The 23659-nt window shown below is 71.2% G+C and carries 21 protein-coding genes; 19 read left to right on the top strand and 2 right to left on the bottom strand.

All coding sequences use genetic code 11. From position 1 onward, the window contains the following. Positions 1 to 47: 47 nt before the first annotated feature. The gene (locus AC0IW9_RS01085) at positions 48 to 3314 is read right to left on the bottom strand and encodes a calcium-binding protein (protein WP_471646353.1); all 3267 of its coding nucleotides are present in this window, start codon (positions 3312 to 3314) and stop codon (positions 48 to 50) included. A gap of 139 nt (positions 3315 to 3453) precedes the next feature. Here AC0IW9_RS01085 and AC0IW9_RS01080 point away from each other — a divergent pair, with 139 nt between their 5' ends. The 5 genes from AC0IW9_RS01080 (at position 3454) to purQ (ending at position 6428) form a co-directional block, all read left to right on the top strand. Then, complete coding sequence (locus AC0IW9_RS01080) at positions 3454 to 4188, top strand: NRDE family protein (RefSeq protein ID WP_471646352.1); 735 nt, start codon at positions 3454 to 3456, stop codon at positions 4186 to 4188. A gap of 182 nt (positions 4189 to 4370) precedes the next feature. Further along, the gene (gene purC, locus AC0IW9_RS01075; RefSeq protein WP_471646351.1) at positions 4371 to 5135 is read left to right on the top strand and encodes a phosphoribosylaminoimidazolesuccinocarboxamide synthase; all 765 of its coding nucleotides are present in this window, start codon (positions 4371 to 4373) and stop codon (positions 5133 to 5135) included. A gap of 64 nt (positions 5136 to 5199) precedes the next feature. Next, positions 5200 to 5439: a phosphoribosylformylglycinamidine synthase subunit PurS gene (gene purS / locus AC0IW9_RS01070; protein WP_471646350.1), complete on the top strand. Its 240-nt coding sequence runs from the start codon at positions 5200 to 5202 to the stop codon at positions 5437 to 5439. A gap of 37 nt (positions 5440 to 5476) precedes the next feature. Next, positions 5477 to 5713, top strand: a complete 237-nt coding sequence (locus tag AC0IW9_RS01065) for a hypothetical protein (RefSeq protein WP_471646349.1) — start codon at positions 5477 to 5479, stop codon at positions 5711 to 5713. 16 nt (positions 5714 to 5729) lie between these two features. Continuing rightward, entirely contained in the window at positions 5730 to 6428 is a 699-nt protein-coding gene (gene purQ / locus AC0IW9_RS01060) for a phosphoribosylformylglycinamidine synthase subunit PurQ (RefSeq protein ID WP_471646348.1), read from the top strand. A gap of 16 nt (positions 6429 to 6444) precedes the next feature. Here the strand turns inward: purQ and AC0IW9_RS01055 are convergent, their stop codons facing one another. Then, complete coding sequence (locus tag AC0IW9_RS01055; protein ID WP_471646347.1) at positions 6445 to 8184, bottom strand: LCCL domain-containing protein; 1740 nt, start codon at positions 8182 to 8184, stop codon at positions 6445 to 6447. A 152-nt stretch (positions 8185 to 8336) separates the two neighbouring features. Here AC0IW9_RS01055 and purL point away from each other — a divergent pair, with 152 nt between their 5' ends. The 14 genes from purL (at position 8337) to AC0IW9_RS00985 (ending at position 23635) form a co-directional block, all read left to right on the top strand. After that, entirely contained in the window at positions 8337 to 10556 is a 2220-nt protein-coding gene (purL, locus tag AC0IW9_RS01050; RefSeq protein WP_471646346.1) for a phosphoribosylformylglycinamidine synthase subunit PurL, read from the top strand. Positions 10557 to 10559: 3 nt separating this feature from the next. Further along, entirely contained in the window at positions 10560 to 10796 is a 237-nt protein-coding gene (locus AC0IW9_RS01045) for a BolA family protein (protein ID WP_471646345.1), read from the top strand. Between the two features lie 12 nt (positions 10797 to 10808). Further along, on the top strand, positions 10809 to 11147 hold the full coding sequence (grxD, locus tag AC0IW9_RS01040) for a Grx4 family monothiol glutaredoxin (RefSeq protein ID WP_471646344.1): 339 nt from the start codon (positions 10809 to 10811) through the stop codon (positions 11145 to 11147). 138 nt (positions 11148 to 11285) lie between these two features. Next, positions 11286 to 12776 carry an AAA family ATPase gene (locus AC0IW9_RS01035; RefSeq protein WP_471646343.1) on the top strand — a complete coding sequence of 497 codons (1491 nt, stop codon included), beginning with the start codon at positions 11286 to 11288 and terminating at the stop codon, positions 12774 to 12776. A gap of 15 nt (positions 12777 to 12791) precedes the next feature. Further along, positions 12792 to 14837: an NAD(+) synthase gene (locus tag AC0IW9_RS01030; protein WP_471646342.1), complete on the top strand. Its 2046-nt coding sequence runs from the start codon at positions 12792 to 12794 to the stop codon at positions 14835 to 14837. A gap of 74 nt (positions 14838 to 14911) precedes the next feature. Then, positions 14912 to 15892: an ABC transporter ATP-binding protein gene (locus AC0IW9_RS01025; RefSeq protein WP_471646341.1), complete on the top strand. Its 981-nt coding sequence runs from the start codon at positions 14912 to 14914 to the stop codon at positions 15890 to 15892. Further along, positions 15885 to 16559 (top strand): SDR family NAD(P)-dependent oxidoreductase, encoded by a 675-nt coding sequence (locus tag AC0IW9_RS01020; RefSeq protein WP_471646340.1) that lies wholly within the window; start codon positions 15885 to 15887, stop codon positions 16557 to 16559. Before AC0IW9_RS01025 ends, AC0IW9_RS01020 begins: the two co-directional genes overlap by 8 nt. Further along, positions 16556 to 16831: a (2Fe-2S)-binding protein gene (locus tag AC0IW9_RS01015; protein ID WP_471646339.1), complete on the top strand. Its 276-nt coding sequence runs from the start codon at positions 16556 to 16558 to the stop codon at positions 16829 to 16831. Before AC0IW9_RS01020 ends, AC0IW9_RS01015 begins: the two co-directional genes overlap by 4 nt. Then, on the top strand, positions 16828 to 18150 hold the full coding sequence (locus tag AC0IW9_RS01010; RefSeq protein ID WP_471646338.1) for an FAD-dependent oxidoreductase: 1323 nt from the start codon (positions 16828 to 16830) through the stop codon (positions 18148 to 18150). The genes AC0IW9_RS01015 and AC0IW9_RS01010 overlap by 4 nt, the downstream gene beginning before the upstream one ends. Then, positions 18147 to 19283 carry an NAD(P)/FAD-dependent oxidoreductase gene (locus AC0IW9_RS01005; RefSeq protein WP_471646337.1) on the top strand — a complete coding sequence of 379 codons (1137 nt, stop codon included), beginning with the start codon at positions 18147 to 18149 and terminating at the stop codon, positions 19281 to 19283. Before AC0IW9_RS01010 ends, AC0IW9_RS01005 begins: the two co-directional genes overlap by 4 nt. Further along, positions 19283 to 20830, top strand: coding sequence for an ABC transporter substrate-binding protein (locus tag AC0IW9_RS01000; protein ID WP_471646336.1), 1548 nt, complete (start codon positions 19283 to 19285; stop codon positions 20828 to 20830). The genes AC0IW9_RS01005 and AC0IW9_RS01000 overlap by 1 nt, the downstream gene beginning before the upstream one ends. A gap of 1 nt (position 20831) precedes the next feature. Continuing rightward, positions 20832 to 21770 carry an ABC transporter permease gene (locus AC0IW9_RS00995; RefSeq protein ID WP_471646335.1) on the top strand — a complete coding sequence of 313 codons (939 nt, stop codon included), beginning with the start codon at positions 20832 to 20834 and terminating at the stop codon, positions 21768 to 21770. Continuing rightward, the gene (locus AC0IW9_RS00990; protein WP_471646334.1) at positions 21767 to 22591 is read left to right on the top strand and encodes an ABC transporter permease; all 825 of its coding nucleotides are present in this window, start codon (positions 21767 to 21769) and stop codon (positions 22589 to 22591) included. The genes AC0IW9_RS00995 and AC0IW9_RS00990 overlap by 4 nt, the downstream gene beginning before the upstream one ends. A gap of 51 nt (positions 22592 to 22642) precedes the next feature. Further along, positions 22643 to 23635, top strand: a complete 993-nt coding sequence (locus AC0IW9_RS00985; protein WP_471646333.1) for an ABC transporter ATP-binding protein — start codon at positions 22643 to 22645, stop codon at positions 23633 to 23635. The last annotated feature ends 24 nt before the right edge of the window (positions 23636 to 23659 follow it).

The following is a 23659-nucleotide window of genomic DNA, read 5'->3' as shown; positions in this document are numbered from 1 at the left end:
TGGATCGCAAGGCAGGCTAGCAGGCCCGGCCCATGGGCCGCGACGGTTCAGCCGAACAGGAAATCCCCGGCAGCCAGCGCCGCCCTGGCAATGCCATTCAGCACGATGAAATCGCCCTGGCCAAGGTCGATCACGGTGTTGCCGCCATCCTGCGTCGTGGCCGCGAGGACTTCGATGGCCGTCGCCAGGCCCAGGCCGAGCAGGCGGATATGATCGGTCCCAGGCGTGAAATCACCGATCACGTCGCGGCCGGTGCCCCGTTCGAAGACGAAGCTATCCGCGCCAGCCTCACCGAAGAGCAGGTCGCTTCCCGTCTTGCCGTTCAGCGTGTCATCGCCGTCGCCACCCAGCAGCCAATTCCCCAGCTGGTTGCCGGTCATCGCATTGGCGATGCCATTGCCGACCCCGAACAGCGTGCCGCCTTGCAGCACCAGATTCTCCACATTGGCGGGCAGCTGATAGCCGGCGCCGGCCATCATGGCGAAGACGGTATCAAGGCCTTCGCCCACGCCCTCGAAAACGAGATCGGTCATGCTGTCGATGGAGTAGGTATCGTCCCCGGCCAGGCCATGGAGATAGTCCCGCTCCCCAAGGCCGCTGGCGCCATCGAGCGTATCGTCGCCATCGCCGCCGGCGAGCACGTCGGAGGCGAGGTCCGGGCCGCCGGTCAGCGAATCATGGCCGGCACCGCCGACCAGGGTGTCGGGCCCCGCCCCGCCATCGAGACTATCGTCCCCATCCAGGCCCAGCAGCAGATTGGCGCCTTCGTTGCCGGTCAGGCTATTCGCCGCCGCATTGCCGATGCCATAAAGGTCGCCAGCCCCCGCAACGAGGACCAATGCCTCGATGGCGTCGGGGAGATGATAGCTGCCGGCCGCGATGACCCTGTCATTGCCCTGTCCGGAGATCTCGAAGACCGCATCCGCCTGGCTGTCGATGTAATAGGTATCGTTGCCCGGGCCACCGGCCAGGGATGCATCGCCCGAGAGTGCGTAATGCCAGCCGAGGCCGGCGATGCCGCCGCCATCCCAGTCGTTGCCCGCCGCATCCGCGACATGTCCCGCGGTGACGAGGCCCTGGAGCTTGATGGCCTGCGGCCGCCACGCGAGATCGAGGTGGAACAGCAGGATGGCCGGCTGAGGCACCGCGGCGAGGCTGGCGAGATAGGACACCCCATCCACCACGACGGCCAATGCCGGCGGCGCACCGGAGAGGACCAGCGGTTCGGAGAATTCCAGGGTGATATCGAGGCCATCGTCCCGCACCGGCTCACCGACAGGCAGGACGGTGGGCGGCGTCTGGTCGGCCGGCCAGAGACTGGCCAGCAGCAGCCCCTGCGGCGCGGTGAACTGCAGCCCATTGCCCGCGGCATCCAGCAGGCGCCCGCCGGGATCATCGAGCCCGATGACCCGGATGCCGGACCGCGCCACATCGCCGGCCTGTACCACAAGGTCGAAGGCCAGGCTGGTCGTGGTGCTATGCGACAGGTCGAAGGTCGCGGTCCGGTTGATCCCGTCCAGGTCGAGCAGCAGGCCGGGTAATTCGGGCCCATCGGCGAGATGGACCGGCTCGGTCGTCGTCAGCACCAGATGCAGGATCTCGCCGGGAATGTAGCGGCCGGCACCGGGCAGGGCCAGGCTGGCAACCGGCACCACCGCATCGATCACCTGGGCCGCCAGGGCGGGGGCGGCGGGCAGACTGAGGTCGAGCGGGTGGCCGGCGAGATCGGTCACGGCTCCGCCCGGGTCGCTGAGCCCGACCAGGGTGATGCCGGTCGCCAGCAGTCCCGGCGTCACCATGGTGCCGAAGCGCAGCACGCCGGGGTCGCTCCCCGGCAGCAGGCTGGCCTGCACGGGCTGGCCGCCGATGCTCAGGTGCAGCAGGGGCGCCACGCCGCCCGGGGCAATGGTCACCGCCTCGGTCAGCTGGAGTGCCAGGATGATGCGGTCGCCCAGGCCGAAGGGCCCCGCCTGCTCCAGCGCGACGGCCAGGATGGCGGGCGGGGTCAGATCCGCCTGCACCAGCACGGCGGACAGGTCGGGCAGCGTGCCGAGGTCCCCGGACCAGGCATTGCCCATGGTATCGGCGATGCTGGCGCCATTGGGGAGCAAGGCGCCCAGGGCGATCCCCGCCTGGGCCACCGCATTCGCCTGGACGACGAGGCCGAAGCTCAGCCGGTCCGCCGCCGGCTGGCCCTGGTAGCCGGCCAGCCAGGTTATGCCGCCGATGGTCACCTGCAGCTGCGGGCCGGACCCGACACCCTGCAGAAGCTGCACCGCCTCATCGAATACCAGGGTGAAGGCCAGCAGGTCCCCGGCGGCATGATTGCCGGCGGCGGGACCGATGATGCTGGCCAGCACCGGCGCGGTGAGATCCGCTTGCACCAATACGCCCGAAAGGTCCGGGACCCCGGCCAGCCCGCCGGACAGCGGATTGTTGGAGGTATCGCGGATGGCCCCGCCCGTGGTCAGCAGCCGGCCGAGGGCGATGCCATCCTGGTCCGAGACCCCGGCCGGCAGGACCAGCCGGAAGGTGAGGCGGTGCGGCGCCGCGTTGGAGACATAGCCGGCGGTGAGCACCTGGTCCCCGACCAGCACCTCCAGCAGCGGCCCGCTGCCGCCCGGGGGCGTGCTGACCGCCACCGGCTTGTTGAACTGGATGACGAAGTCGAGCGCATCCCCGGATGCGTAATTGGCCGGCGCGGGGGCCTGCACCGCGGTCACCACGGGCACCGTGGTCTCACCGACCCGCAGGTTGAGCGGGGTGCGGGAGGAGGTATTGCCGGCGCCGTCCTCCGCCTCAATCCCGATCGCGTAGAACTGGCCGAGCGGGCAGTCGCCGAGGTCGAGCGTCCAGGCGCCGCCGATCCCGGCCGTGGTGGTGGCCAGCAGCGTGCTGCCGTCATAGGCGCGGACGATGGCGCCGGCCTCGGCGGTGCCCGCGACGCTCGGGGTGGTGTCCACCGTCTGCCAGATCGGCTGCGAGCGGTCCCCGGTGGTATCCCCGGCGAAGCCGGTCAGCACCGGGGCGTCGGGCGCGGTCTGGTCCACCACCAGCCGGTAGCCGGCGCTGTCACCCGCGGCGGTGCGGGCGATGAGGTCGACGCTCGCCTCCCCGATCACATTGGCCAGGGCCCGCCAGGCGCCAACGCCATCGGCCGTGGCGCTGCCGATCTGGGTGCCGCCGCGCAGGATATGGACCAGGGCACCCGGCGCCGCCGTCCCATAGAGAACCGGCGCGGCATCGGCGGTGATGCCATCCCCGGCGGTGCCCGAATCATTGATCAGGCCAAGGATGACCGGGAGGAGGCTCATCGGGCGACCGATGCGGCGGGGTGGGCGGGCATGGCCTGTCTTGGTCCCTGTCCAGACCGGCCGAGTGTCGGTGCCCCGGGTAAAGGAAGCGTAGCCATGGGCGGCAGACGCATCCGGCCCGCCATGCTATCGGCCGGGCATGTGCACCGTCATCCTGCTGCACCGGCCTGGCCATGCCTTCCCGGTCCTGATCGCCGCCAACCGGGACGAGCGCCTGGACCGGGCCTGGGACCCGCCCGCGGCCTGGTGGCCCGGGCAGCCCGCGGTCGTCGGCGGCCGGGACCGGACGGCGGGGGGCACCTGGATGGCGGCCAGCCGGGGCGGCGCGGTGGCGACCGTGCTGAACCGCCCGGGCAGCCTGGGGCCTGCCCCCGGCCTCCGCTCCCGCGGCGAATTGCCGCTGCTGGCCCTGGCGGCGGGCAGCGCGGCGGCCGGCGCGGCCGCGATCGCCGGCCTGCCGGCGGCGGAATGGCGCCCCTTCAACATGGTCCTGGCGGATGCCGCGGGCGCCTGGTTCCTGCGCGGCACCGGCCAGGGAAGGCCGGCGGCGCTGCCGCTCGGCCCCGGGGTGCACATGGTCACGGCGCATGATCCGAACGACCTGGCCAGCCCGCGCACCGCCCGCCACCTGCCGCGCTTCCGCGCCGCGGCGGAGCCTCGGCCCGAGCAGGAGGACTGGCAGGGCTGGGAGGCGCTGCTGGCCGATTCCGGCTTCGACACCGGTGCGGCGGAAGCCCTGCGGGTGCCGCCGACCAACGGCTTCGGCACGGTGTCCTCCAGCCTGCTGGCCATCGGCCGGGATGGGCAGGTCATCTGGCGCTTTGCCACGGGGCCGGCCGGGGAAGCCCCCTTCCTGCCCGTCGCCATGCCCTGATCCGCGGCTGCCGCGGGTCTGCCCAGCCTCGCCGGGCCGCCGCATTCGCCCCTTGGGCCGTGGCGGTATCAGCAACCCCTTGCTATACCCCACCCGCCGGAGCACCCGGGCCAGCCGGGATGCCCGCGCGCGGCCATGGGTGCGACTCGCAAGAAGTCGCCGACAGAAGGATAGTCCACACCATGGCGCGACGCCGTCAGCTCTATGAGGGGAAGGCCAAGATCCTCTTCGAAGGCCCCGAGCCCGGCACCCTGGTGCAGTATTTCAAGGACGACGCCACCGCCTTCCATGCGCAGAAGAAGGGCATCATCACCGGCAAGGGCGTGCTGAACAACCGCATCAGCGAATACCTGATGACCCGGTTGATGGAGATCGGCGTCCCGACCCATTTCATCCGCCGGCTGAACATGCGGGAGCAATTAATCCGCGAGGTGGAGATCATCCCGCTGATGATCGTGGTGCGGAACGTGGCCGCCGGCAGCCTGAGCACCCGGCTCGGCATCGCCGAGGGCACCCGCCTGCCGCGCTCGATCATCGAATACTACTACAAGAACGAGGCGCTGAACGACCCCCTGGTCTGCGAGGAGCACATCACCGCCTTCGGCTGGGCGGCGACCCAGGACCTGGACGACATCGTCGCCCTGACGCTCCGGGTGAACGACTTCCTCACCGGGCTCCTGCTCGGCGTCGGCATCAGCCTGGTGGATTTCAAGCTGGAATTCGGCCGGCTCTACGAGAACGACGAGATGCGGATCGTCCTCGCCGACGAGATCAGCCCGGATAATTGCCGGCTCTGGGACAGCAAGACCGGCGAGAAGATGGACAAGGACCGCTTCCGCCGCGACCTCGGCAAGGTCGAGGAAGGCTACCAGGAAGTGGCGCGCCGCCTCGGCATCCTGCCCGAGGCCGGCGTGCGGGACCTTAAGGGTCCGGAGATGATGCAATGATCCTCGCCGGTCGCCGCAGGGCGGACGCGAAGCGGAGTACCGAAGGCGTGAATCGGAGGGACCAATGAAGGCACGTGTGACCGTCATGCCCAAGGCGGGCGTGCTGGACCCCCAGGGCAAGGCGATCGGCCATGCCCTCGCCGGCCTCGGCTTCGAGGGCGTGGGCGAGGTTCGCGCCGGCAAGGTGATCGAGCTGGAACTGGCCGAGACCGACCCGGCCAAGGCCCAGGCCGCGGCCGAGGCCATGGCCCGCAAGCTGCTGGCGAACATGGTGATCGAGAGCTTCTCGGTGACCCTGGCATGAGCCACCGCTTCGGCTGTGACGGAGCTTCGCCCAGCCGATGATGAAGACCTCCCTGCTCATCATGGCGGCGCTGACGGTGCTGATCTCGATCGGCCTGCGCTGGCGTGAGGAGCGGGTGGCCGCGGTGAAGCCGCAGGTCCGGCCGCGCCGGGGCTGGCTGGCGGCGCAGAAGCGCACGTTGAACCGCTGGCTCACCGCCGCGACGCTGAGCGCGGTGGCGACCATGCTGGTGCTGGGCGGGCTGCATTGGCTGAAGGTGTGGCAGGGAAGCTGAGTGGGGAGTTGATGTGATGCAGGCTGGAATCGTCCTTTTCCCCGGCACCAACCGGGAACGCGACATGGCCCTGGCCCTGCAGCGGGTCACCGGCCGCAAGCCGGCCATGCTCTGGCACCGGGACACCGAATTGCCGGCCGGGACCGATCTCGTGGTCCTGCCGGGCGGCTTCTCCTATGGCGACTATCTCCGCTGCGGCGCCATGGCGGCGCAGAGCCCCATCATGCGCGCCATCCAGGCCTTCGCCGCCGGCGGCGGCCATGTGCTCGGCGTCTGCAACGGCTTCCAGATGCTAGTCGAGGCGGGGCTGCTGCCCGGCGCGCTGTTGAAGAACGCGACGCTCCGCTTCCTTTCGATGGATTGCCACATGCGGGTGGAGCGCACCGACACCCCCTATACCCGGCACTTCCAGCGCGGCGCGGTCTTCCGCTCCACCATGGCGCATGGCGACGGCAACTACTTCGCCGACGACGCGACCCTGGACCGGCTGGAGGGCGAGAACCTGGTCGCCCTGCGCTACGCGACCGCCGAGGGCGCGGTGACCGAAGCGGCCAACCGCAACGGCAGCGCGCGAAACATCGCCGGCATCCTCTCCCCCAACCTGCGGGTCATGGGGCTGATGCCGCATCCCGAGAACCAGGTGGACCCGCTGATCGACGGCACCGACGGGCTGCCGCTGTTCGAAGGCCTGGCCGAGGCGCTGGCCACGGCCTGAGCTAGCCCTCAGGCCGCTAGGGCATCCGCGCCGCCTGCACCCGCCGGTTCAGGGACCGGCCGGCCTCGCTGCCATTGTCGGCGATCGGCTCGTTCGGCCCCCGCCCCTCGGCCGCCAGCCGGTCCGCGCCGATGCCGCTGGCGACCAGCCATTGCCGCACGCTGTCCGCCCTTCGCTGCGACAACGGCAGGTTGGTCGCGGCGGAGCCGGTGCTGTCGGTATGGCCGATCAGGGTCAGCCGCAGCCCCGGGTCGGCGGCGAGCGCATCCCGCACCTGGTACAGCACCGGCGCGGCATTCATGTCGAGGTCGGCGGAGCCGGTCCGGAAGGTGATATAGAGCTGCACCTGCCCGGTCCGCTGCAGGCTCTCCGCCACCGGGGCCTGCACCGGGGCGCCGGCCTTGGCCGCCCGCGGGTCGCCCAGGAAGCGGTAGCTGGCGCCAAAGGCGCCGTAGTTGTTGCTGGCGATGCCGTTCCGCGTGGTGCCGGGATAGCGCGGCGCCCCGGGCAGCATCTGCAGGCTCACGGTGCCGCCCGTCTGGGCGATCATCCCGGCATGGACGGCGGCACGGCAGGTCGCGCTATCCGCCGTATAGGTATCCGTCCCCCAGATGCTGCCGCGCAAGGTCGCCTCGCCCGGGCAGAGGCAGCTCACCTGCTCGGCGCTATCGGCGAAGGCGGTCATGCTGTCGGGGCAAAGCTGCGGGCCGCTGGCCGCGGCGCCCTGGAAGCGGAAGCTGGAGCCATAGGCGCCGTAGTTGTTGCTGGCGATGCCGTTGCGGGTGGTGCCGGGATAGCGGGCCTCGCCAGGCAGCATCTCCAGGGTCACGGTCCCGCCCTGGCGGCCGATCCGCCCGGCATGCAAGGCGGCACGGCAGGTCGCGCTATCCGCGGTATAGGTATCCGTCCCCCAGACCGAGCCCGATCCGGCCTGGGCGGCTGGGCAGCCGCAGGTCACGACCTCCGTGCTATCGGCGTAGGCGCTCATCGTATCCGGGCACTGGCCGGCAGTGGTGGGGCCGGCATTGGTGGGGCCGGCGCCGACCTGCGGCGGCCGCTGCGGGTCGCCCCGGAAGCGGTAGCTGGCGCCATAGGCCGCATAGTTGTTGCTGGCGACGCCGTTGCGGGTGGTCCCGGGGTAACGCGGCGCGCCCGGCAGCATCTCCAGGGTCACGGTCCCGCCCTGGCGGCCGAGCATCCCGGCATGCAGCGCCGCGCGGCAGGTCGCGCTGTCCGCGGTATAGGTATCCGTTCCCCAGACCGAGCCTGCCCCCAGCTGGGCCGCCGGGCAGCTGCAGGTCACCACCTCCGCGCTATCGGCGAAGGCGCTCATGTTGTCGGGGCATTGGCTGATCTGGGTCGGAGCGGCCGGGGCCGCGGGGGCCGCCTGGGCCCGGACCGGCTCCCCCTGGAAGCGGTAGCTGCCGCGGTAGCTGCCGTAATTCTGGCTTTGCACCCCGTTGCGGGTGGTGCCGGGGTAGCGGGCCGCGCCAGGCAGCATCTCCAGGGTCACGGTCCCGCCCTGGCGCCCCACCATCCCGGCATGCAGCGCCGCACGGCAGGTCGCGCTATCCGCCGTATAGGTATCCGTCCCCCAGACCGAGCCCGACCCCAGTTGCGCCATGGGACAGACGCAGGTCAGGACCTCGCTGCTATCGGCGAAGGCATCCATGTTGTCCGGGCACTGGCTGGGCGGCGCCGCCACGGCCGGGGCCTTCGGCGCCCCATCGAGCTGCGCCGCGGCGGGGAATGTCAAAAAGGGGAATGCCAGCAGAGCGAAAAACAACAAGGACAGAACCGCTCTCGGCATGGCAGGTGTTCCCCTGACGCGACGGAGCGGGCCACCGCCACCTCCGCGACTGATGCTATAACGCCACACCATTTCGCCTCCATGGGAATCCCGAAAGCGTGAGCACCCAGCAAGCCACCCCCTCCCCCCTGGACGCCAGCCGGGCGCGGCAACTCGCCGGCGAATTCGGCCTGAAGCCGGATGAGTATGAGCGGGCCCTGACCATCCTTGGCCGCACGCCGTCGCTGACCGAGCTCGGCATCTTCTCCGTCATGTGGTCGGAGCACTGTTCCTACAAATCCAGCCGGGTCTGGCTGCGGGAACTGCCGACCAAGGCCCCCTGGGTGGTGCATGGCCCGGGCGAGAATGCCGGCGTCATCGACATCGGCGGCGGCCTGGTCGCGGTCTTCAAGATGGAGAGCCACAACCACCCGAGCTTCATCGAGCCCTACCAGGGCGCGGCGACCGGCGTCGGCGGAATCCTGCGCGACGTCTTCACCATGGGCGCCCGGCCAATCGCCAACCTCAACGCGCTGCGCTTCGGCCTGCCCGGGGCGCCGCGGATGAAGTCCACCATCGACGGCGTGGTCCGCGGCATCGGCGGCTACGGCAATTGCGTCGGCGTCCCGACCGTGGGCGGCGAGGTCAATTTCCACGCCGCCTACAACGGCAACCCGCTGGTCAATGCGATGACCGTCGGCATCGCGCCGAAGGACGGCATCTTCCTCAGCGCCGCCGCTGGCGTCGGCAACCCGGTGGTCTATGTCGGCTCGAAGACCGGCCGGGACGGCATCCACGGCGCCACCATGGCCAGCACCGAATTCACCGCGGACTCGGAAGAGAAGCGCCCCACGGTCCAGATCGGCGACCCCTTCGCCGAGAAGCTGCTGATCGAGGCCTGCCTCGAGCTGATGCAGACCGATGCCATCGTCGCCATCCAGGACATGGGCGCCGCCGGCCTGACCTCATCCTCGGTCGAGATGGCCGGCAAGGGCGGCGTCGGCATCGAGCTGGTGATGGACAACGTCCCCCAGCGCGAGGAGGGCATGACCGCCTATGAGATGATGCTCTCCGAGAGCCAGGAGCGCATGCTCATGGTCCTCCGCCCCGGCGCCGAGCACATCGCCGAGCGCATCTTCACCAAATGGGAGCTGGATTTCGCCGTCATCGGCCACCTCACCGATACCGGCCACATCACCATCCGCCACAAGGGCATCCTCGAAGCCGACATCCCCCTGGCCCCGCTGGAATCCGAGGCGCCGCTCTATCGCCGGCCAACCGCCGAGACGCCGAAGCAGCCGGTGCTGGATGCCGCCTCGGTCGCCGACCCGATGGGGATCGAGGCGGCCCTGCAGACCCTGGTCGCCTGCCCCGACCTCTGCTCCCGCCGCTGGATCTGGGACCAGTACGACAGCATGGTCGGCGGCCAGACCGCCAAGCGCCCCGGCGCCGCCGATGCCGCCGTGGTCCGGCTCGACGACAGCAGCCGCGCCCTGGCGCTCACCACCGACTGCACCCCGCGCTACTGCTTCGCCGACCCGGAGGAAGGCGGCCGCCAGGCGGTGGCCGAGGCCTGGCGCAACATCACCGCGACCGGCGCCCTGCCGCTGGCCATCACCGACAACATGAATTTCGGCAATCCCGAGAAGCCCGAGATCATGGGGCAATTCGCCAGCGCCGTCCGCGGCATGGCCAGCGCCTGCATCGCCCTCGACTTCCCGGTCGTCTCCGGCAACGTCAGCCTCTACAACGAGACCGAGGGCAAGGGCATCCTGCCCACCCCGGCCATCGGCGGCGTCGGCGTGCTGGAGGACGTGGCCCAGGCCATGGGCCTCGCCATGCCGGCCGGCGCCGACCTCGTCCTGGTGGGCGAGACCCGCGGCTGGCTCGGCCAGTCGCTCTGGCTGCGGGAGATCGCCGGCCAGGAAGCCGGCGCCCCGCCGCCGGTCGACCTCGCCGCCGAGCGCCGCAACGGCGACTTCGTCCGCGCCCAGATCCTGGCCGGCACCATCCGCGCCTGCCACGACTGCTCCGATGGCGGCCTGCTGGTCGCGGTCGCCGAGATGGCCATGGCCAGCGGCACCGGCGCCACCCTGCTGCCCGGCCCGGCCGGGACCCCCGCCCATGCCCACTGGTTCGGCGAGGACCAGTCGCGGTACGTTCTGGCGGTGATGGATGCGGCCGCCCTGCTCGCCGCCGCCAAGGCCGCCGGGGTCCCGGCGACCAGCCTCGGCCGCAGCGGCGGGGAGGCCTTGGTTCTGCCGGGTGGCACGTCCATATCCGTCGCGACACTGCGGCAGGCGCATGAAGCGACCCTGCCGGCCTTGATGGGGAACTGACCGATGGCGATGCAACCGGCGGAAATCGAGGCGCTGATCAAGGCGGCCCTCCCCGATGCCGAGATCACCATCGAGGATCTGGCGGGGGACGGCGACCATTACGCCGCCACCGTCGTCTCCGAAGCCTTCCGCGGCCGCAGCCGCGTCCAGCAGCACCAGCTCGTCTATGCCGCGCTCCGCGGCCGCATGGGGGGCGAGCTGCACGCCCTCGCCCTGCAGACCTCAGCACCCGCCGCTTAACGGAGAGTATCCATGACCAATCCCGCATTCGAACGCATCGAGACCGATATCAAGGCCAATCCGGTCGTGCTGTACATGAAGGGCACCCCGGTCTTCCCGCAGTGCGGCTTCTCCGCCCGGGTGGTGCAGATCCTCTCCCACATCGGCGTGCCCTTCAAAGGCGTGAACGTGCTGGAGGACATGGAAATCCGCGAAGGCATCAAGGCCTATGCGAATTGGCCGACCATCCCGCAGCTCTATGTCCAGGGCGAGTTCGTGGGCGGCTGCGACATCATCATGGAGATGTTCCAGGCCGGCGAACTGCAGTCCCTGATGAAGGACAAGGGCATCCCGGTTTCCGCCGAAGCCTGAGCCCCTGCCGGCGGAGGCCTCGTGCCTCCGCCACCTCGGTGGTCATTCCGCCTATCGTTTGTCGAATTGTATTCACAATTGTGAAGCGACGGTGTTGTCTGCTCTCTGTTCCGTGAACAGCGCGAGCGAGGCCGTCCATTGCCCGACACGAACCTTCCCGCTACCGCCCCGACCCAGGTCGCCCAGTCGACCGAAGGGGAGGTCTCGGACGCCGCCCTGCTCTTCGGTACGGCATCCAACCCGCCCATCTGGCTCTGGCTGACCATCGAGCCGGCGGAGCTCACGGCCCTGGAAGCGGCTCTGCTGCGCCATCTCCGCTCCCCGCTCTTCCCCTCCCGCATCGGCGAGGATGCCGTCCGCCCGGGCGATGATGCCGGTCTGCTGGAATTCGCCAGCCGCTTCGGCTCGATCTGCGGCCGCTTCGCCGAGGGCGCCGCGCTGGTCCTGACCGCAACCCGCATCGTGGCCGAGCGCGGCGGCCCGCTCTCCCGTCAGGGCGCCTTGGCCTGCATCGAGGCCCTGCAGCACCGCCTCCATGCCGATGCCCGCGGCCTCGCCGGCGATGCCGCCCGCCTGCGCCATTTCGTCCTGGCGGCCCGGCTCTCGGCCGACCTCTGGCTGCGCTATATCCCAGGGATGGAACAGGGCCGCCCATTGCCGGCGCGCCTGGCCGATTTCCTGGAAACCCCCGCCGCGCCGGCGCCGCCCCCGCCGGCACCGGTGGTGGTGCAGCCCTCGCCGGGAAGCCGCGTCACGGTGCTGCAGCCCTTCACCGCTCCGAACGACCGCGGCGAGTGGCAGAGCTACCAGCCGCTCACCACGCCGCTGCCGCTGCACCGCGTCCCCGCCGATGCGCTCGGGAAGCTGGCCCGGCTGGCCGAGGCGGCCCCGAGCTTCGCCGCCCCGATCGCCGAGATCCGCCGCACCCTGGCGCTCGCCGCCCATGCCGGGCGCCCCTCCCCCCGCCTGCGGCCGCTGCTGCTGGTCGGCCCGCCGGGCGTCGGCAAGACCTGGTTCGCCCGCCGCCTCTCCCAGGCGCTCGGCCTGCCCTTCGCCAGCCTCAACCTCGGCGGCGCCACCGACAACCGCTGCCTGCAGGGGACCGCCCGCGGCTGGTCCGCCACCACCCCGGCCTGGCCCATCGCCGAGATGGCCCGGCTCGCCACCCCCAATCCGGTCTTCTTCCTCGACGAGATCGAGAAGGCCGGCGGCCAGCGGGACAGCAACGGCCGGGCGCACGACACGCTGCTAGCGATGATCGAGCCCGAAAGCGCCGTCGGCTGGTTCGACGAATGCCTGCGCACCGCCGCCGACCTCCGGCACGCCATCTGGGTCATGGCGGCGAACGAGACGCGGGGAATCTCGGCGCCGCTGCTGTCGCGCCTCTCGGTCCACCACATCGCCCCGCCACCGGCGAGCGCCTTCGGCGGCACCTTCACCAGCCTGCTGGCCGGGATCGCCGCCGACATGGGCTGCGCCCCCGAGGAACTGCCGCTGCTCGAGCCGGAAACGCGGGAGGCACTGCGGCAGGGCTTCGCCGGGCACCGCAACCTCCGCCGGCTGCGGGCCCAGATGGAGGAATGCCTCGGCATCGCGGCCGAGGCGGCACTGGCAGCGCCCCGCTGCTGAGCTAGACTGGAGGGCATGAGCAGCTTCCTCTCCCTCTACCGGCACGGCTTCGCCCGGGTCGCGGCCTGTTCCACCCGCTGCGCGATCGGCGATCCGGCGACCAATGCCGGCACGATCCTGGCGATGGCGGCCCGTTGCGAGGCGCAGGGCGTGGCCGTCGCGGTCTTCCCGGAGCTCTGCCTCTCCGGCTACGCCATCGACGACCTGCTGCTGCAGGACCCGCTGCTGGATGCGGTCGAAGCCGCCGCCGCCCGCCTCGTCGCCGCCTCGGGCGCCATCCGCACCCTGCTGCTTGTCGGTGCACCCATCCGCTACCAGGGGCGCCTGTACAACTGCGCCCTGGCCATCCAGGGTGGCCGGCTGCTCGGCGTGGTGCCCAAGGTCCACCTGCCGAATTACCGGGAATTCTACGAGCACCGCCATTTCGCCGCCGGCCTCGGCACCGAGGGCGGCAGCATCACCCTGGCCGGCCAGACCGTGCCCTTCGGCCCGGACCTGCTCTTCGCCGCCGAGGGCCTGCCCGGCCTCATCGTCCATGCCGAGGTCTGCGAGGACGTCTGGGTGCCGGTGCCGCCGAGCTCGGAGGCGGCGCTGGCCGGTGCCGTCGTGCTGGCCAATCTTTCGGCCAGCAACATCACCATCGGCAAGGCGGAGACCCGCCGGCTGCTGGCGCAATCCCAATCCGCCCGCTGCCTCGCCGCCTATGTCTATGCCGCCTCCGGCCCCGGCGAATCGACCACCGACCTCGCCTGGGACGGCCAGTGCTCGATCTTCGAGAATGGCGCCGTCCTGCGGGAAAGCCCGCGCTTCCCCGCCGGCGACCAGCTCGCGGTCGCCGACGTGGACCTCGACCTGCTGCGCCAGGAACGCGCGCGCCAGGGCACCTTCGACGACAACCGCCGCCGCCAGCCGGGCGCCGCCGGCTTCCGCCGCATCGGCTTCACCCTGAACCCGCCCGCCGGCGACCTCGGCTTCGAACGGCCGATCGAGCGCTTCCCCTTCGTCCCGGCCGACCCGGCCCGGCTCAGCCAGGACTGCTACGAGGCCTACAACATCCAGGTCTCGGGGCTGGAGCAGCGGCTGGTCGCGGCGCGGATCAAGCGCATCGTCATCGGCGTCTCGGGCGGCCTCGATTCCACCCAGGCGCTGATCGTCGCCGCCAAGGCGATGGACCTGCTCGGCCGGCCGCGGACCGATATCATCGCCTATACCCTGCCCGGCTTCGGCACCAGCGACGGCACCAAGGGCAATGCCCATCGGCTGATGGCGGCCCTCGGCGTCGATGCGCGGGAGCTGGATATCCGCCCGGCCGCGCGGCAGATGCTGGGCGACCTCGGCCATCCCTTCGGCCGCGGCGAACCCGTCTACGACATCACCTTCGAGAACGTGCAGGCCGGGCTGCGGACCGACTACCTGTTCCGCGCCGCCAATCTGCACGACGGGATCGTCCTCGGCACCGGCGACCTGTCGGAGCTGGGCCTCGGCTGGTGCACCTATGGCGTCGGCGACCAGATGTCGCATTACAACGTCAATTCCGGCGTGCCGAAGACGCTGATCCAGCACCTGATCCGCTGGGTCATCGGCACCGGGCAGTTCGATACCGAGGTCGGCGAGACCCTCGCCTCCATCCTGAACACCGAGATCTCGCCCGAGCTGGTCCCGGCGACCGACGGCGAGCCGATGCAGAGCACCGAGGCCAAGGTCGGCCCTTATGCGCTGCAGGACTTCAACCTGTTCTACACGCTGCGCTACGGCTTCCGCCCGTCGAAGATCGCCTTCCTGGCACTGCGGGCCTGGGGCGATGCGACGCGCGGCGGCTGGCCGCCCGGCTTCCCCGAGGAAGCCCGCCGCGCCTACGACCTGCCCGAGATCCGCCGCTGGCTGGAGGTCTTCATCCGCCGCTTCTTCGGCTTCAGCCAGTTCAAGCGCTCCGCCATGCCGAATGGGCCGAAGGTCTCGGCCGGCGGCTCGCTCTCGCCCCGCGGCGACTGGCGCGCCCCCTCCGATGGCAATGCCAATGCCTGGCTCGAGGAGCTGCGTCGGAACGTGCCGGAAGGCTGAACCACCCGGCGCAGCGTCGGCCAGAACTGCGTCGTGCTGGACAGGCGCCGGGGTCACGGGCAGGTTGGCCGCGGATGACACCCGCACTGGAATTGCAGGGCCTCCGCACCGAATTCCGCATCAAGGGGCAATGGCATGCCGCGGTGCGCGACCTGTCGCTGCGGCTGATGCCCAATGAGACGCTGGCCCTGGTCGGCGAGAGCGGCTGCGGCAAGAGCGTGACGGCGATGTCCGTCATGGGCCTCGTGCGCCCGCCGGGCGGCCGCGTCGCCGCCGGCCGCATCCTGCTCGATGGCGAGGATCTGGCGGGCCTGTCGGAGCCGGCGCTGGAACGCCTGCGCGGCGACCGCATGGCGATGATCTTCCAGGAACCGATGACCGCCCTGAACCCGGTGATGACGGTCGGCGACCAGGTGGCCGAAAGCCTCCGCATCCATCGCGGCCTGTCCCGCTACGCCGCCCTGGACCGCGCCCGCGGCCTGTTCGAGGAGGTGAAGATCCCCTCCGCCGCCGCCCGGCTCGGCGAATATCCGCACCAGTTCTCGGGCGGCATGCGGCAGCGGGTGATGATCGCCATGGCGCTCGCCTGCGACCCCGCGGTGCTGCTGGCGGACGAGCCGACCACCGCGCTCGACGTGACGATCCAGGCCCAGGTGCTGGGGCTGCTGGCGGACCTCAGGGAGAAGCACCGGATGGCGGTGCTCTTCATCACCCACAACCTCGGCGTCGTCGCCCAAATCGCCGACCGGGTGGCGGTGATGTATGCCGGCGAGATCGTCGAATCCGGCCCGGTCCGCAGCATCTTCGCCGCGCCGGCGCATCCCTATACCCGCGCGCTCTTTGCCGCGATCCCACGGCTCGACGTGCCGGGCCAGGCGCTGGCGGCGATTCCCGGCCGGGTGCCGGCGCTGGATGCCATGCCGGAAGGCTGCCGCTTCGCGCCGCGCTGCCCGCTGCGCCAGGCGGGCTGCGAGGCGCCGCAAACGCTGGCCGATCTGGCGCCGGAGCATGCGGCGCGCTGCCATGTGGCGACGGGGGCCCTGGCCGATGCTTGATCCGAAGGGGCGCGTGGTGATGGTCAGCGGTGCCCGCCGCGGCATCGGCCGGGCCGTCGCCGTGCATCTGCGCGACCTCGGCTGCCTGGTCAGCAGCGGCGTACGCGCGCCCGAGGCCGCCGATGAATGCCGCTACGAGGCCATCGAACCCGGCAGCGCCGAGGCCTGGGTGGCGGCGACGGTGGCGCGCTTCGGCAAGGTCGATGCGGTGGTCAATGCCGCGGGCATCAACCCGGTCGCCACCCTGCTGTCGGAGGACGAGGCGCCGCATGACGCGATGTGGGCGGTGAACGTGAAGGGGCCGATGCGCGTCATCCGCGCCGCCTGGCCCCACCTTATTGCCTGCGGCCAGGGGCGGGTGGTGAACATCGCCTCGCTCTCCGGCAAGCGGGTCCGCAATCCGAACATCGGCTATGCGATGAGCAAGTATGCCGTGGTCGCGCTGACCCATGGGGTGCGCCGGGAAGGCTGGGACCACGGCATCCGCGCCACCGCCCTCTGCCCCGGCTTCGTCGAGACCGACATGACGGCGCAATCGGCCCATCCGCGGGAGCAGATGTCGCGGCCGGAGGATATTGCCGTCTTGGTCGGCACCCTGCTGGCGCTGCCGGACCATGCGGTGGTCGCGGAGCTGCTGGTGAACTGCCGGCTCGAGGACATGCTGTGACCCTGGTGCGGCTGCTGGACCAGGATCGGCCCGGCCTCGAATTCTCGCTCGACGGCACCCCGCTGCAGGCCCTCGCCGGCGATACGCTGCTGACCGCCATCCTCGCCGCCGGCCGCGGTCTGCTGCGGCATGGCGAGTTCGGCGACGGCCCCCGCGCCGGCTTCTGCCTGATGGGCGCCTGCCAGGATTGCTGGGTCTTCGTCGAGGGTCGCGGGACGCTGCGCGCCTGCACCACCCTGGCGGAGCCCGGCATGCAGGTGCGGCGGCGATGAGGGTCGCCGTGGTCGGCGCCGGCCCGGCCGGCGTGCGCGCGGTGGAACGGCTGGTCGCGGCCGGACTGCGCCCGACCTGGGTGGAGGAAGCGCCCGATGGCGGCGGCCGCATCTACCAGCGCCCGCCGCCCGGCTTCCGCCGCGACCATGCCGCGCTCTACGGCGATGACGCGGACAAGGCGCGGGCGCTGCACGCGGCGCTGGATGCGCTGAAGCCGCGCTGCGACTGGCGGCCGGAGACCCTGGTCTGGAACATCCGCCGCGATGCGCTGGAGACGATGCGCGCCGGCACCGCCGCGACCATCGGCTTCGATGCGGTCGTGCTCTGCACCGGGGCGATGGATCGGGTGGTGCCGCTGCCCGGCTGGACCATGCCGGGCGTCACCACCCTCGGCGGGGCGCAGATCGCGCTGAAGGCGCAGGGCGTCGGCATCGGCCGGCGCGTCGTCTTCTGCGGCACCGGGCCGCTGCTGCTGCTGGTCGCCACCCAATACGCCAAGGCCGGGGCGGAGGTCGCGGCGGTGCTGGACACCACCCCCTTCGCCACCAAGCTGCGGGCGGTGCCCGGGCTGCTGGGCAATGCCGGCACCTTCCTCCGCGGCCTCCGCCTGCGCGCCGGCCTCCGCGTCGCCGAGGGCATCACCCCGCTGGGTATCGAGGGCGATGCCGCCGTGCAGGGCTTCCGCTGGCGGGATGCGGGCGGGCGGGACCATCGGGTGGACTGCGACGCCGTGGCCTTGGGCTGGGGCCTCAAGCCCGAGGCGCAGCTCGCCGACCTCGCCGGCATCCCCTTCCGCTTCGATGCGACGCAAAGCAACTGGGTGCCGGAGACCGACGGCACCGGCCGGACCAGCATTCCCGGCCTCTACCTCGCCGGCGACGGCGCCGGGATCGGCGGCGCCGATGTCGCCGAGCTGGCCGGGGCCCGGGCGGCGCTGGCCCTGCTCGCCGATGCCGGCCAGGCCGTCGATGCCGCCGCCCTCGACCGCCGGCTGGCGCGGGAGGCGCGTTTCCGCGCCGCGCTGGAACGGGCCTTCCCCTGGCCTGCCGCCCTGGCCGCCGCCATGGCCGACGACACCATCCTCTGCCGCTGCGAGGCGGTGACCGCCGGCGAGGTGCGCGCCCTGGCGGCCCCGGAGATCAACCGGACCAAATCCTACTCGCGCCTCGGCATGGGCCGCTGCCAGGGGCGGGTCTGCGGCCCGGCCGGCGCGGCGGTGCTGGCCCGGGTACTCGGCTGCTCGCTGGAGGAGGCCGGGCGGCTGCGCGGCCAGATGCCGGTGAAGCCCATCCCCCTGCCGGTGGCAGCCACCCCATGACCGATGCCGATGTGCTCATCTTCGGCGGCGGCGGCGTCGGCTGCTCGGCCGCCCTGCATCTCGCCCAGCGGGGCCTGCGCACCGTGCTGCTGGAACGCGGCCTGGTCGGCAGCCAGGCCAGCGGCGTCAACTACGGCGGCGTGCGGCAGCAGGGGCGCCATGCCGCGGAGCTGCCGCTGTCGCGCCTCTCGCGCGAGATCTGGGGCCGGTTGCCGGAGCTGGTCGGAACCGCCTGCGAATTCGACCCCTGCGGCCATCTCAAGCTGGCGCGGACCGAAGCCGATGCCGCCACGCTCGAGGCCTGGAACCGCATGGCACGCGAGCACGGGCTGGCGCCCCGGCTGATCGGCCGCAACGCCATCCGCGCCGAACACCCGTATTTCTCGGACGATATCCTGGCCGGCAGCCTGCTGGAGGAGGATGGGTCGGCCAATCCCCGACTGCTTTCGCCGGCCCTGGCGAAGGCGGCGCGGGCGGCCGGGGCGACCATCCTCGAACACCACAAGGTCGAGGCCCTGGCGCATGACGGCACGCGCTTCACCCTGGCCGCCGCCGGCCGGGAATTCCGCGCCCCCGTCCTGCTGAATACCGCCGGCTTCTGGGGCGCCGCCGTCGCCGCCCGCTTCGGCGAGCCGGTGCCCTGCACCCCGCTGAGCCCCAACATGGTGGTGACCGAGCCCCTGCCCTATTTCCTCAAGCCCAGCCTCGGCGTCGTCGGCGGCGACATCTACCTGCGGCAGATCGCGCGGGGGAATGTCATCTTCGGTGGTGGCCATGGCGAATGCGACCCGGCCATCCCGGCCTCCCGGCCGCGGCCGGAGGTGACCCTTGCCGCCATGCAGCGCGCCGCCGCGGTCATCCCGCGCCTGGCCGGCGCCATGGTCATCCGCAGCTGGTCCGGCATCGACGGGCAGATGGCGGATGGCCTGCCGGTCATCGGCGCCTCCGCCACCACCCCGGGCCTTTTCCATGCCTTCGGCTTTTCCGGCCATGGCTTCCAGCTCGGCCCCGGCACCGGCGCGGTGCTGGCGGGGCTGGTGGTGGATGGCCGGTCGCCGGTGGACGTGACAGGTTTCGACATCCGTCGTTTCGGCGGGCAAACTGCGGCCGATCCTAGGGGAGAGTTTCACTGATGGGCCTTCGCGGCATCCTGCTGGCCGGTGCGCTGGCCTTCGGCATTCCCAACCTGGCGGCGGCGCAACCGGTGCAGACGCTCCGCGTCGGCATGGCGGCCCAGGACGTCGGCCGGCTCGACCCGCATTTCGCCGTCTCCACCATCGACCGCGTCGTGGTCGCCTGGATGTTCAACGGCCTGGTCCGCTTCAAGCCCGGCTCCATCGACCCGGCGGCGATCGAGCCCGACATCGCCGAGCGCTGGGAGAGCAGCGCCGACGGCAAGACCTGGACCTTCCACATCCGGCCCGGGGTGAAATTCCACGGCAACTACGGCGAGGTCACCGCCGAGGACGTGGTCTTCAGCCTGAAGAAGGCCGCGACCGCCGCGACCAGCGCCTTCAGCGCCGACTACCGCGCCTTCGAGAGCATCGAGGCGGTCGATGCCGCCACCGTCCGCATCACCCTCCGCACCAATGTCCCGAGCCTGCTCGGCCTGGTGACCAACTACTCCGGCGGCTACATCGTCTCGAAGAAGGCGGTCGAGGAGCGCGGCGAGGCCTTCACCCGCAGCCCGATCGGCACCGGCCCCTTCGCGCTGGACCGCGTCACGCCGAACCAGAGCGCCGAGCTGGTCGCCCATGCCGGCTATTTCCGCGGCACGCCGCAGATCGGCCGCATCAGCTACCGCTTCATCCCCTCCGACGCCTCGCGCGACCTCGCCTTCCAGAACCGCGAGCTGGACCTGAACTACGGCCGCGCCGACCAGGTCTGGGTGAACCGCACGCGGCAACTGCCCGGCGTCACGGTCGATGTCTTCGAGCCGGCCGAGCTGACCATCCTCAACCTCAATACCTCGATGCCACCCTTCAACGACATCCGCATCCGCCGGGCGCTCGCCCATGCGGTGAACCGGCCGGAGATGGTGCGCTGGCGCGGCCCGGATGTCAGCCGGGAAGGCCAGAGCCTGGTGCCGCGCGGCTACCTCGGCTTCACCGCCGACAACGGGCTGCCGCAGCACGACCCGGCCCGCGCCCGCGCGCTACTGGCCGAGGCCGGCTTCCCGAACGGCATCACCATCAAGGTCATCCATACCCAGCTGCCGGAGATGCTCTCCGGCATGCAGGTGCTGCAGCAGCAGCTCCGCCGCGCCGGCATCACGCTCGATCTCCAGGTCGTGGAGCACGCGACCTTCCACCAGCAGATCCGGCAGAACCTCTCGCCGCTGGTCTACTACGCCGCCGCCCGCTTCCCCATCGCCGACATCTACCTGAGCCAGTTCTTCCACGGCCGCAGCATCGTCGGCACGCCCACCGCGGTGACCAACTTCTCCCACTGCAACCAGGCCGATGCGCAGATCGACGCGGCCCGCGTCAGCACCGACCTCGAGGAGCAGAAGAAGCTCTGGGCCGAGGCGCAGCGCGTCCTGGTCGGCCAGGTCTGCGGCGTGCCGATCATCGAGACGCTGCTGGTCTTCGCCCGGCGCGAGAACGTCGACTACGGCTACAAGCTGGAGGGCAGCATGAGCCTCGGCCCGCTGATCACCGAGACGACCCGGCTGAAGTAGCATGCTCGGCTTCATCATCCGGCGGCTGCTGGCGGCGATCCCGACCCTGCTGGCGGTACTGACCCTGGTCTTCGTCATCGTCCGGATCGTCCCCGGCGACCCCGCCCTGGTCATCCTCGGCGATCAGGCGACACCGGAGGCGGCGGCGGCGCTGCGCACCCGGCTCGGGCTGGATCGCGCGCTCTGGCTGCAATACGTCTCCTTCATCGCCGATGCGCTGCGCGGCGACTTCGGCAACAGCATGGTCACCGGCCGGCCCATCCTCGCCGAGGTCGGCGCCGTGCTGCCGCATACCATCGACCTGACGCTCGCCTCGATGGTGATCGGCGTCGTCGTCGGCATCCCCGTCGGCATCTGGGCGGCGCTCTACCGCAACGGGCCGATCGACGTGGCGGCGCGGCTGCTGTCGCTCATCGGCCTGTCCTTCCCGGTCTTCGTCTCCGGCATCTTCCTGCTGCTGGCCTTCTCCCTGCACTGGCGGCTCTTCCCGGTCATCGGCAGCGCCGATCTGGCGGACCCGCTGGACCGGCTGCACAAGCTGGTGCTGCCGGCGGCGACCCTCGGGCTGGTCATGGCGGCCTACATCACCCGCGTCACCCGCAGCGCCATGCTGGCCAGCCTGTCGGAGGATTATATCCGCACCGCCCGGGCCAAGGGCGTGCCGGCAAGGCGCATCGTCTGGGTGCATGGCTTCCGCAACGCGGCCATTCCCGTCGTCACCGTCGTCGGCCTCTATGTCGGCATCCTCATCGGCAACAGCGTGCTGACCGAGATCGTCTTCAACCGCCCCGGCCTCGGCAAGGTCATCGTCGGCGCGCTGAACCAGCGGGACTACACCACGCTGCAGGGGCTGATGGTGATCTACTGCTTCCTGATCGTGGTGGTGAACCTCATCACCGATCTGCTCTACGGCGTCATCGACCCGCGGGTGAAGGCATGATCGCCAAGGCCCGCGCCAATCCGATGGCGGCGCTCGGCGCGCTGCTGACCCTGCTCATCTTCGCCGCGGCGGTGCTGGCGCCCTGGCTCGCGCCGCATGACCCGGCCGAGCAGGACATCATCGCCCGCCTCGCCCCGCCGGGCGGCGACTACCTGCTCGGCACCGACCAGTTCGGCCGCGACATCCTCTCCCGCCTGCTCTGGGGCGCCCGCATCTCCCTCACCGTCTCGCTCGGCGCCATCGCCGTCGCCATGGTGGTCGGCGGCACCATCGGCATGGTAAGCGGCTATATCGGCGGCCGCTTCGACCTGCTGGTGATGCAGGTGATGGACGTGCTGCTGTCCTTTCCCTCGCTGATCCTCGGGCTGATCGTCGTAGCGCTGCTGGGGCCGGAGCTGGTCAACCTGGTCGTCGCCATCGCGCTGACCGCCGTGGCACCTTTCGCCCGCATCGCCCGGGCGCCGACCCTGTCGCTGAAGGAACGCGCCTTCATCGAGGCCGGCCGGGCGCTGGGCTTCTCCCATGTCCGCATCCTCTTCGGCCATATCCTGCCGAACATCCTGTCGGAGGTGCTGGTCATGGGCAGCCTCTGGATGGCGACGGCGGTGCGGGTGGAGGCTTCGCTCTCCTTCATCGGCCTCGGCGTGAAGCCGCCGACCGCGACCTGGGGCGGCATGACCCGCGACGGCTTCGAGAATATCCTCGATGCCCCCTGGCTGGCGGTCTTCCCCGGCCTTGCCATCCTGCTGCTGGTGCTGGGGCTCAACATGGTGGGGGATGGCCTCCGCGACGCCACCGATCCCAAGTTGCAGAATGAATAGGCGATGCGGTCGCGGAGCCCCGCAGTCCGCCCGGCGGACGAGGAGCGGAGCGTGAATCGCATCGAAGATGCTCCGCCCCTGTTGCAGGTCTCCGGCCTGCGCAAGCACTTCGTCCAGCGCAAGGGCTTCCCGCGCAGCCGCGTCGTCACCGTGCGCGCGGTGGAGGATATCTCCTTCAGCATCGCCCCCGGCGAGGCCTTCGGCCTGGTCGGCGAATCCGGCTGCGGCAAGTCCACCGCCGCCCGTGCCATGCTGCGGCTGATCGAGCCCGATGCCGGCAGCGTCCGCTTCCGCGGCGAGGAATTGCTGACCGCGACCGGCCCCGCGCTGAAGACGCTGCGGCGGCGGATGCAGATCGTCTTCCAGGACCCCTTCTCCTCGCTCGATCCCCGCCAGCGGATCGGCGCCGCCCTCACCGAGCCGATGCGCGTCCATGGCCTGGCCGAGGGTGCCGCCGCCCGCGCCCGCGGCGCCGCCCTGCTGGACGAGGTCGGGCTGCCCGCGACGGCGCTCGACCGCTTCCCGCATGAGTTCAGCGGCGGCCAGCGCCAGCGCATCGGCATCGCCCGCGCCCTGACGGTGGAGCCCGAGCTGATCGTCGCGGACGAGCCGGTCTCGGCACTGGATGTCTCGGTCCAGGCCCAGGTGCTGCTGCTGCTGCAGGACCTGCGCCGGCGCCGCGGCCTCTCCTTCCTCTTCGTCAGCCACGACCTCTCGGTGGTGCGCTGGTTCTGCGAGCGGGTCGCGGTCATGTACCTCGGCCGCATCGTCGAGGAAGGGCCGGCGGCGCGGGTGCTGGCGGCGCCGCTGCATCCCTATGCCGCGCTGCTGCGCGATGCCTATCCGGTGCCGGACCCGGAGCGCCGCGCCGCCCTGCCGCGCATCATCGGCGAGATCCCCTCCGCCGCCGCCCCGCCGCCCGGCTGCCCCTTCCACCCGCGCTGCCAGCACGCCATGCCGGTCTGCGCGGTGCAGCTCCCGCGCTGGACCCCGGTGGGGCCCGACGGGGCGGATGGCGGCGTCGCCTGCCACCTGCACGGCTAGCCGCCGGCGGCGTCGGGCCTGCCC

The sequence above is a fragment of the Belnapia sp. AC561 genome (assembly GCF_979252845.1).
This window is presented reverse-complemented; position numbering and strand designations above follow the sequence as displayed.

Coding starts and splice junctions, on each gene's coding strand:
- AC0IW9_RS01080 (WP_471646352.1), top strand. CDS start 3,454: ATGTGCACCGTCATCCTGCTGCACCGGCCTGGCCATGCCTTCCCGGTC.
- AC0IW9_RS01045 (WP_471646345.1), top strand. CDS start 10,560: ATGGCGATGCAACCGGCGGAAATCGAGGCGCTGATCAAGGCGGCCCTC.
- AC0IW9_RS00990 (WP_471646334.1), top strand. CDS start 21,767: ATGATCGCCAAGGCCCGCGCCAATCCGATGGCGGCGCTCGGCGCGCTG.
- AC0IW9_RS01010 (WP_471646338.1), top strand. CDS start 16,828: ATGAGGGTCGCCGTGGTCGGCGCCGGCCCGGCCGGCGTGCGCGCGGTG.
- purQ (WP_471646348.1), top strand. CDS start 5,730: ATGCAGGCTGGAATCGTCCTTTTCCCCGGCACCAACCGGGAACGCGAC.
- purC (WP_471646351.1), top strand. CDS start 4,371: ATGGCGCGACGCCGTCAGCTCTATGAGGGGAAGGCCAAGATCCTCTTC.
- AC0IW9_RS00995 (WP_471646335.1), top strand. CDS start 20,832: ATGCTCGGCTTCATCATCCGGCGGCTGCTGGCGGCGATCCCGACCCTG.
- purS (WP_471646350.1), top strand. CDS start 5,200: ATGAAGGCACGTGTGACCGTCATGCCCAAGGCGGGCGTGCTGGACCCC.
- AC0IW9_RS01000 (WP_471646336.1), top strand. CDS start 19,283: ATGGGCCTTCGCGGCATCCTGCTGGCCGGTGCGCTGGCCTTCGGCATT.
- AC0IW9_RS01085 (WP_471646353.1), bottom strand. CDS start 3,314: ATGAGCCTCCTCCCGGTCATCCTTGGCCTGATCAATGATTCGGGCACC.
- AC0IW9_RS01025 (WP_471646341.1), top strand. CDS start 14,912: ATGACACCCGCACTGGAATTGCAGGGCCTCCGCACCGAATTCCGCATC.
- AC0IW9_RS01030 (WP_471646342.1), top strand. CDS start 12,792: ATGAGCAGCTTCCTCTCCCTCTACCGGCACGGCTTCGCCCGGGTCGCG.
- AC0IW9_RS01005 (WP_471646337.1), top strand. CDS start 18,147: ATGACCGATGCCGATGTGCTCATCTTCGGCGGCGGCGGCGTCGGCTGC.
- grxD (WP_471646344.1), top strand. CDS start 10,809: ATGACCAATCCCGCATTCGAACGCATCGAGACCGATATCAAGGCCAAT.
- AC0IW9_RS01020 (WP_471646340.1), top strand. CDS start 15,885: ATGCTTGATCCGAAGGGGCGCGTGGTGATGGTCAGCGGTGCCCGCCGC.
- AC0IW9_RS01065 (WP_471646349.1), top strand. CDS start 5,477: ATGATGAAGACCTCCCTGCTCATCATGGCGGCGCTGACGGTGCTGATC.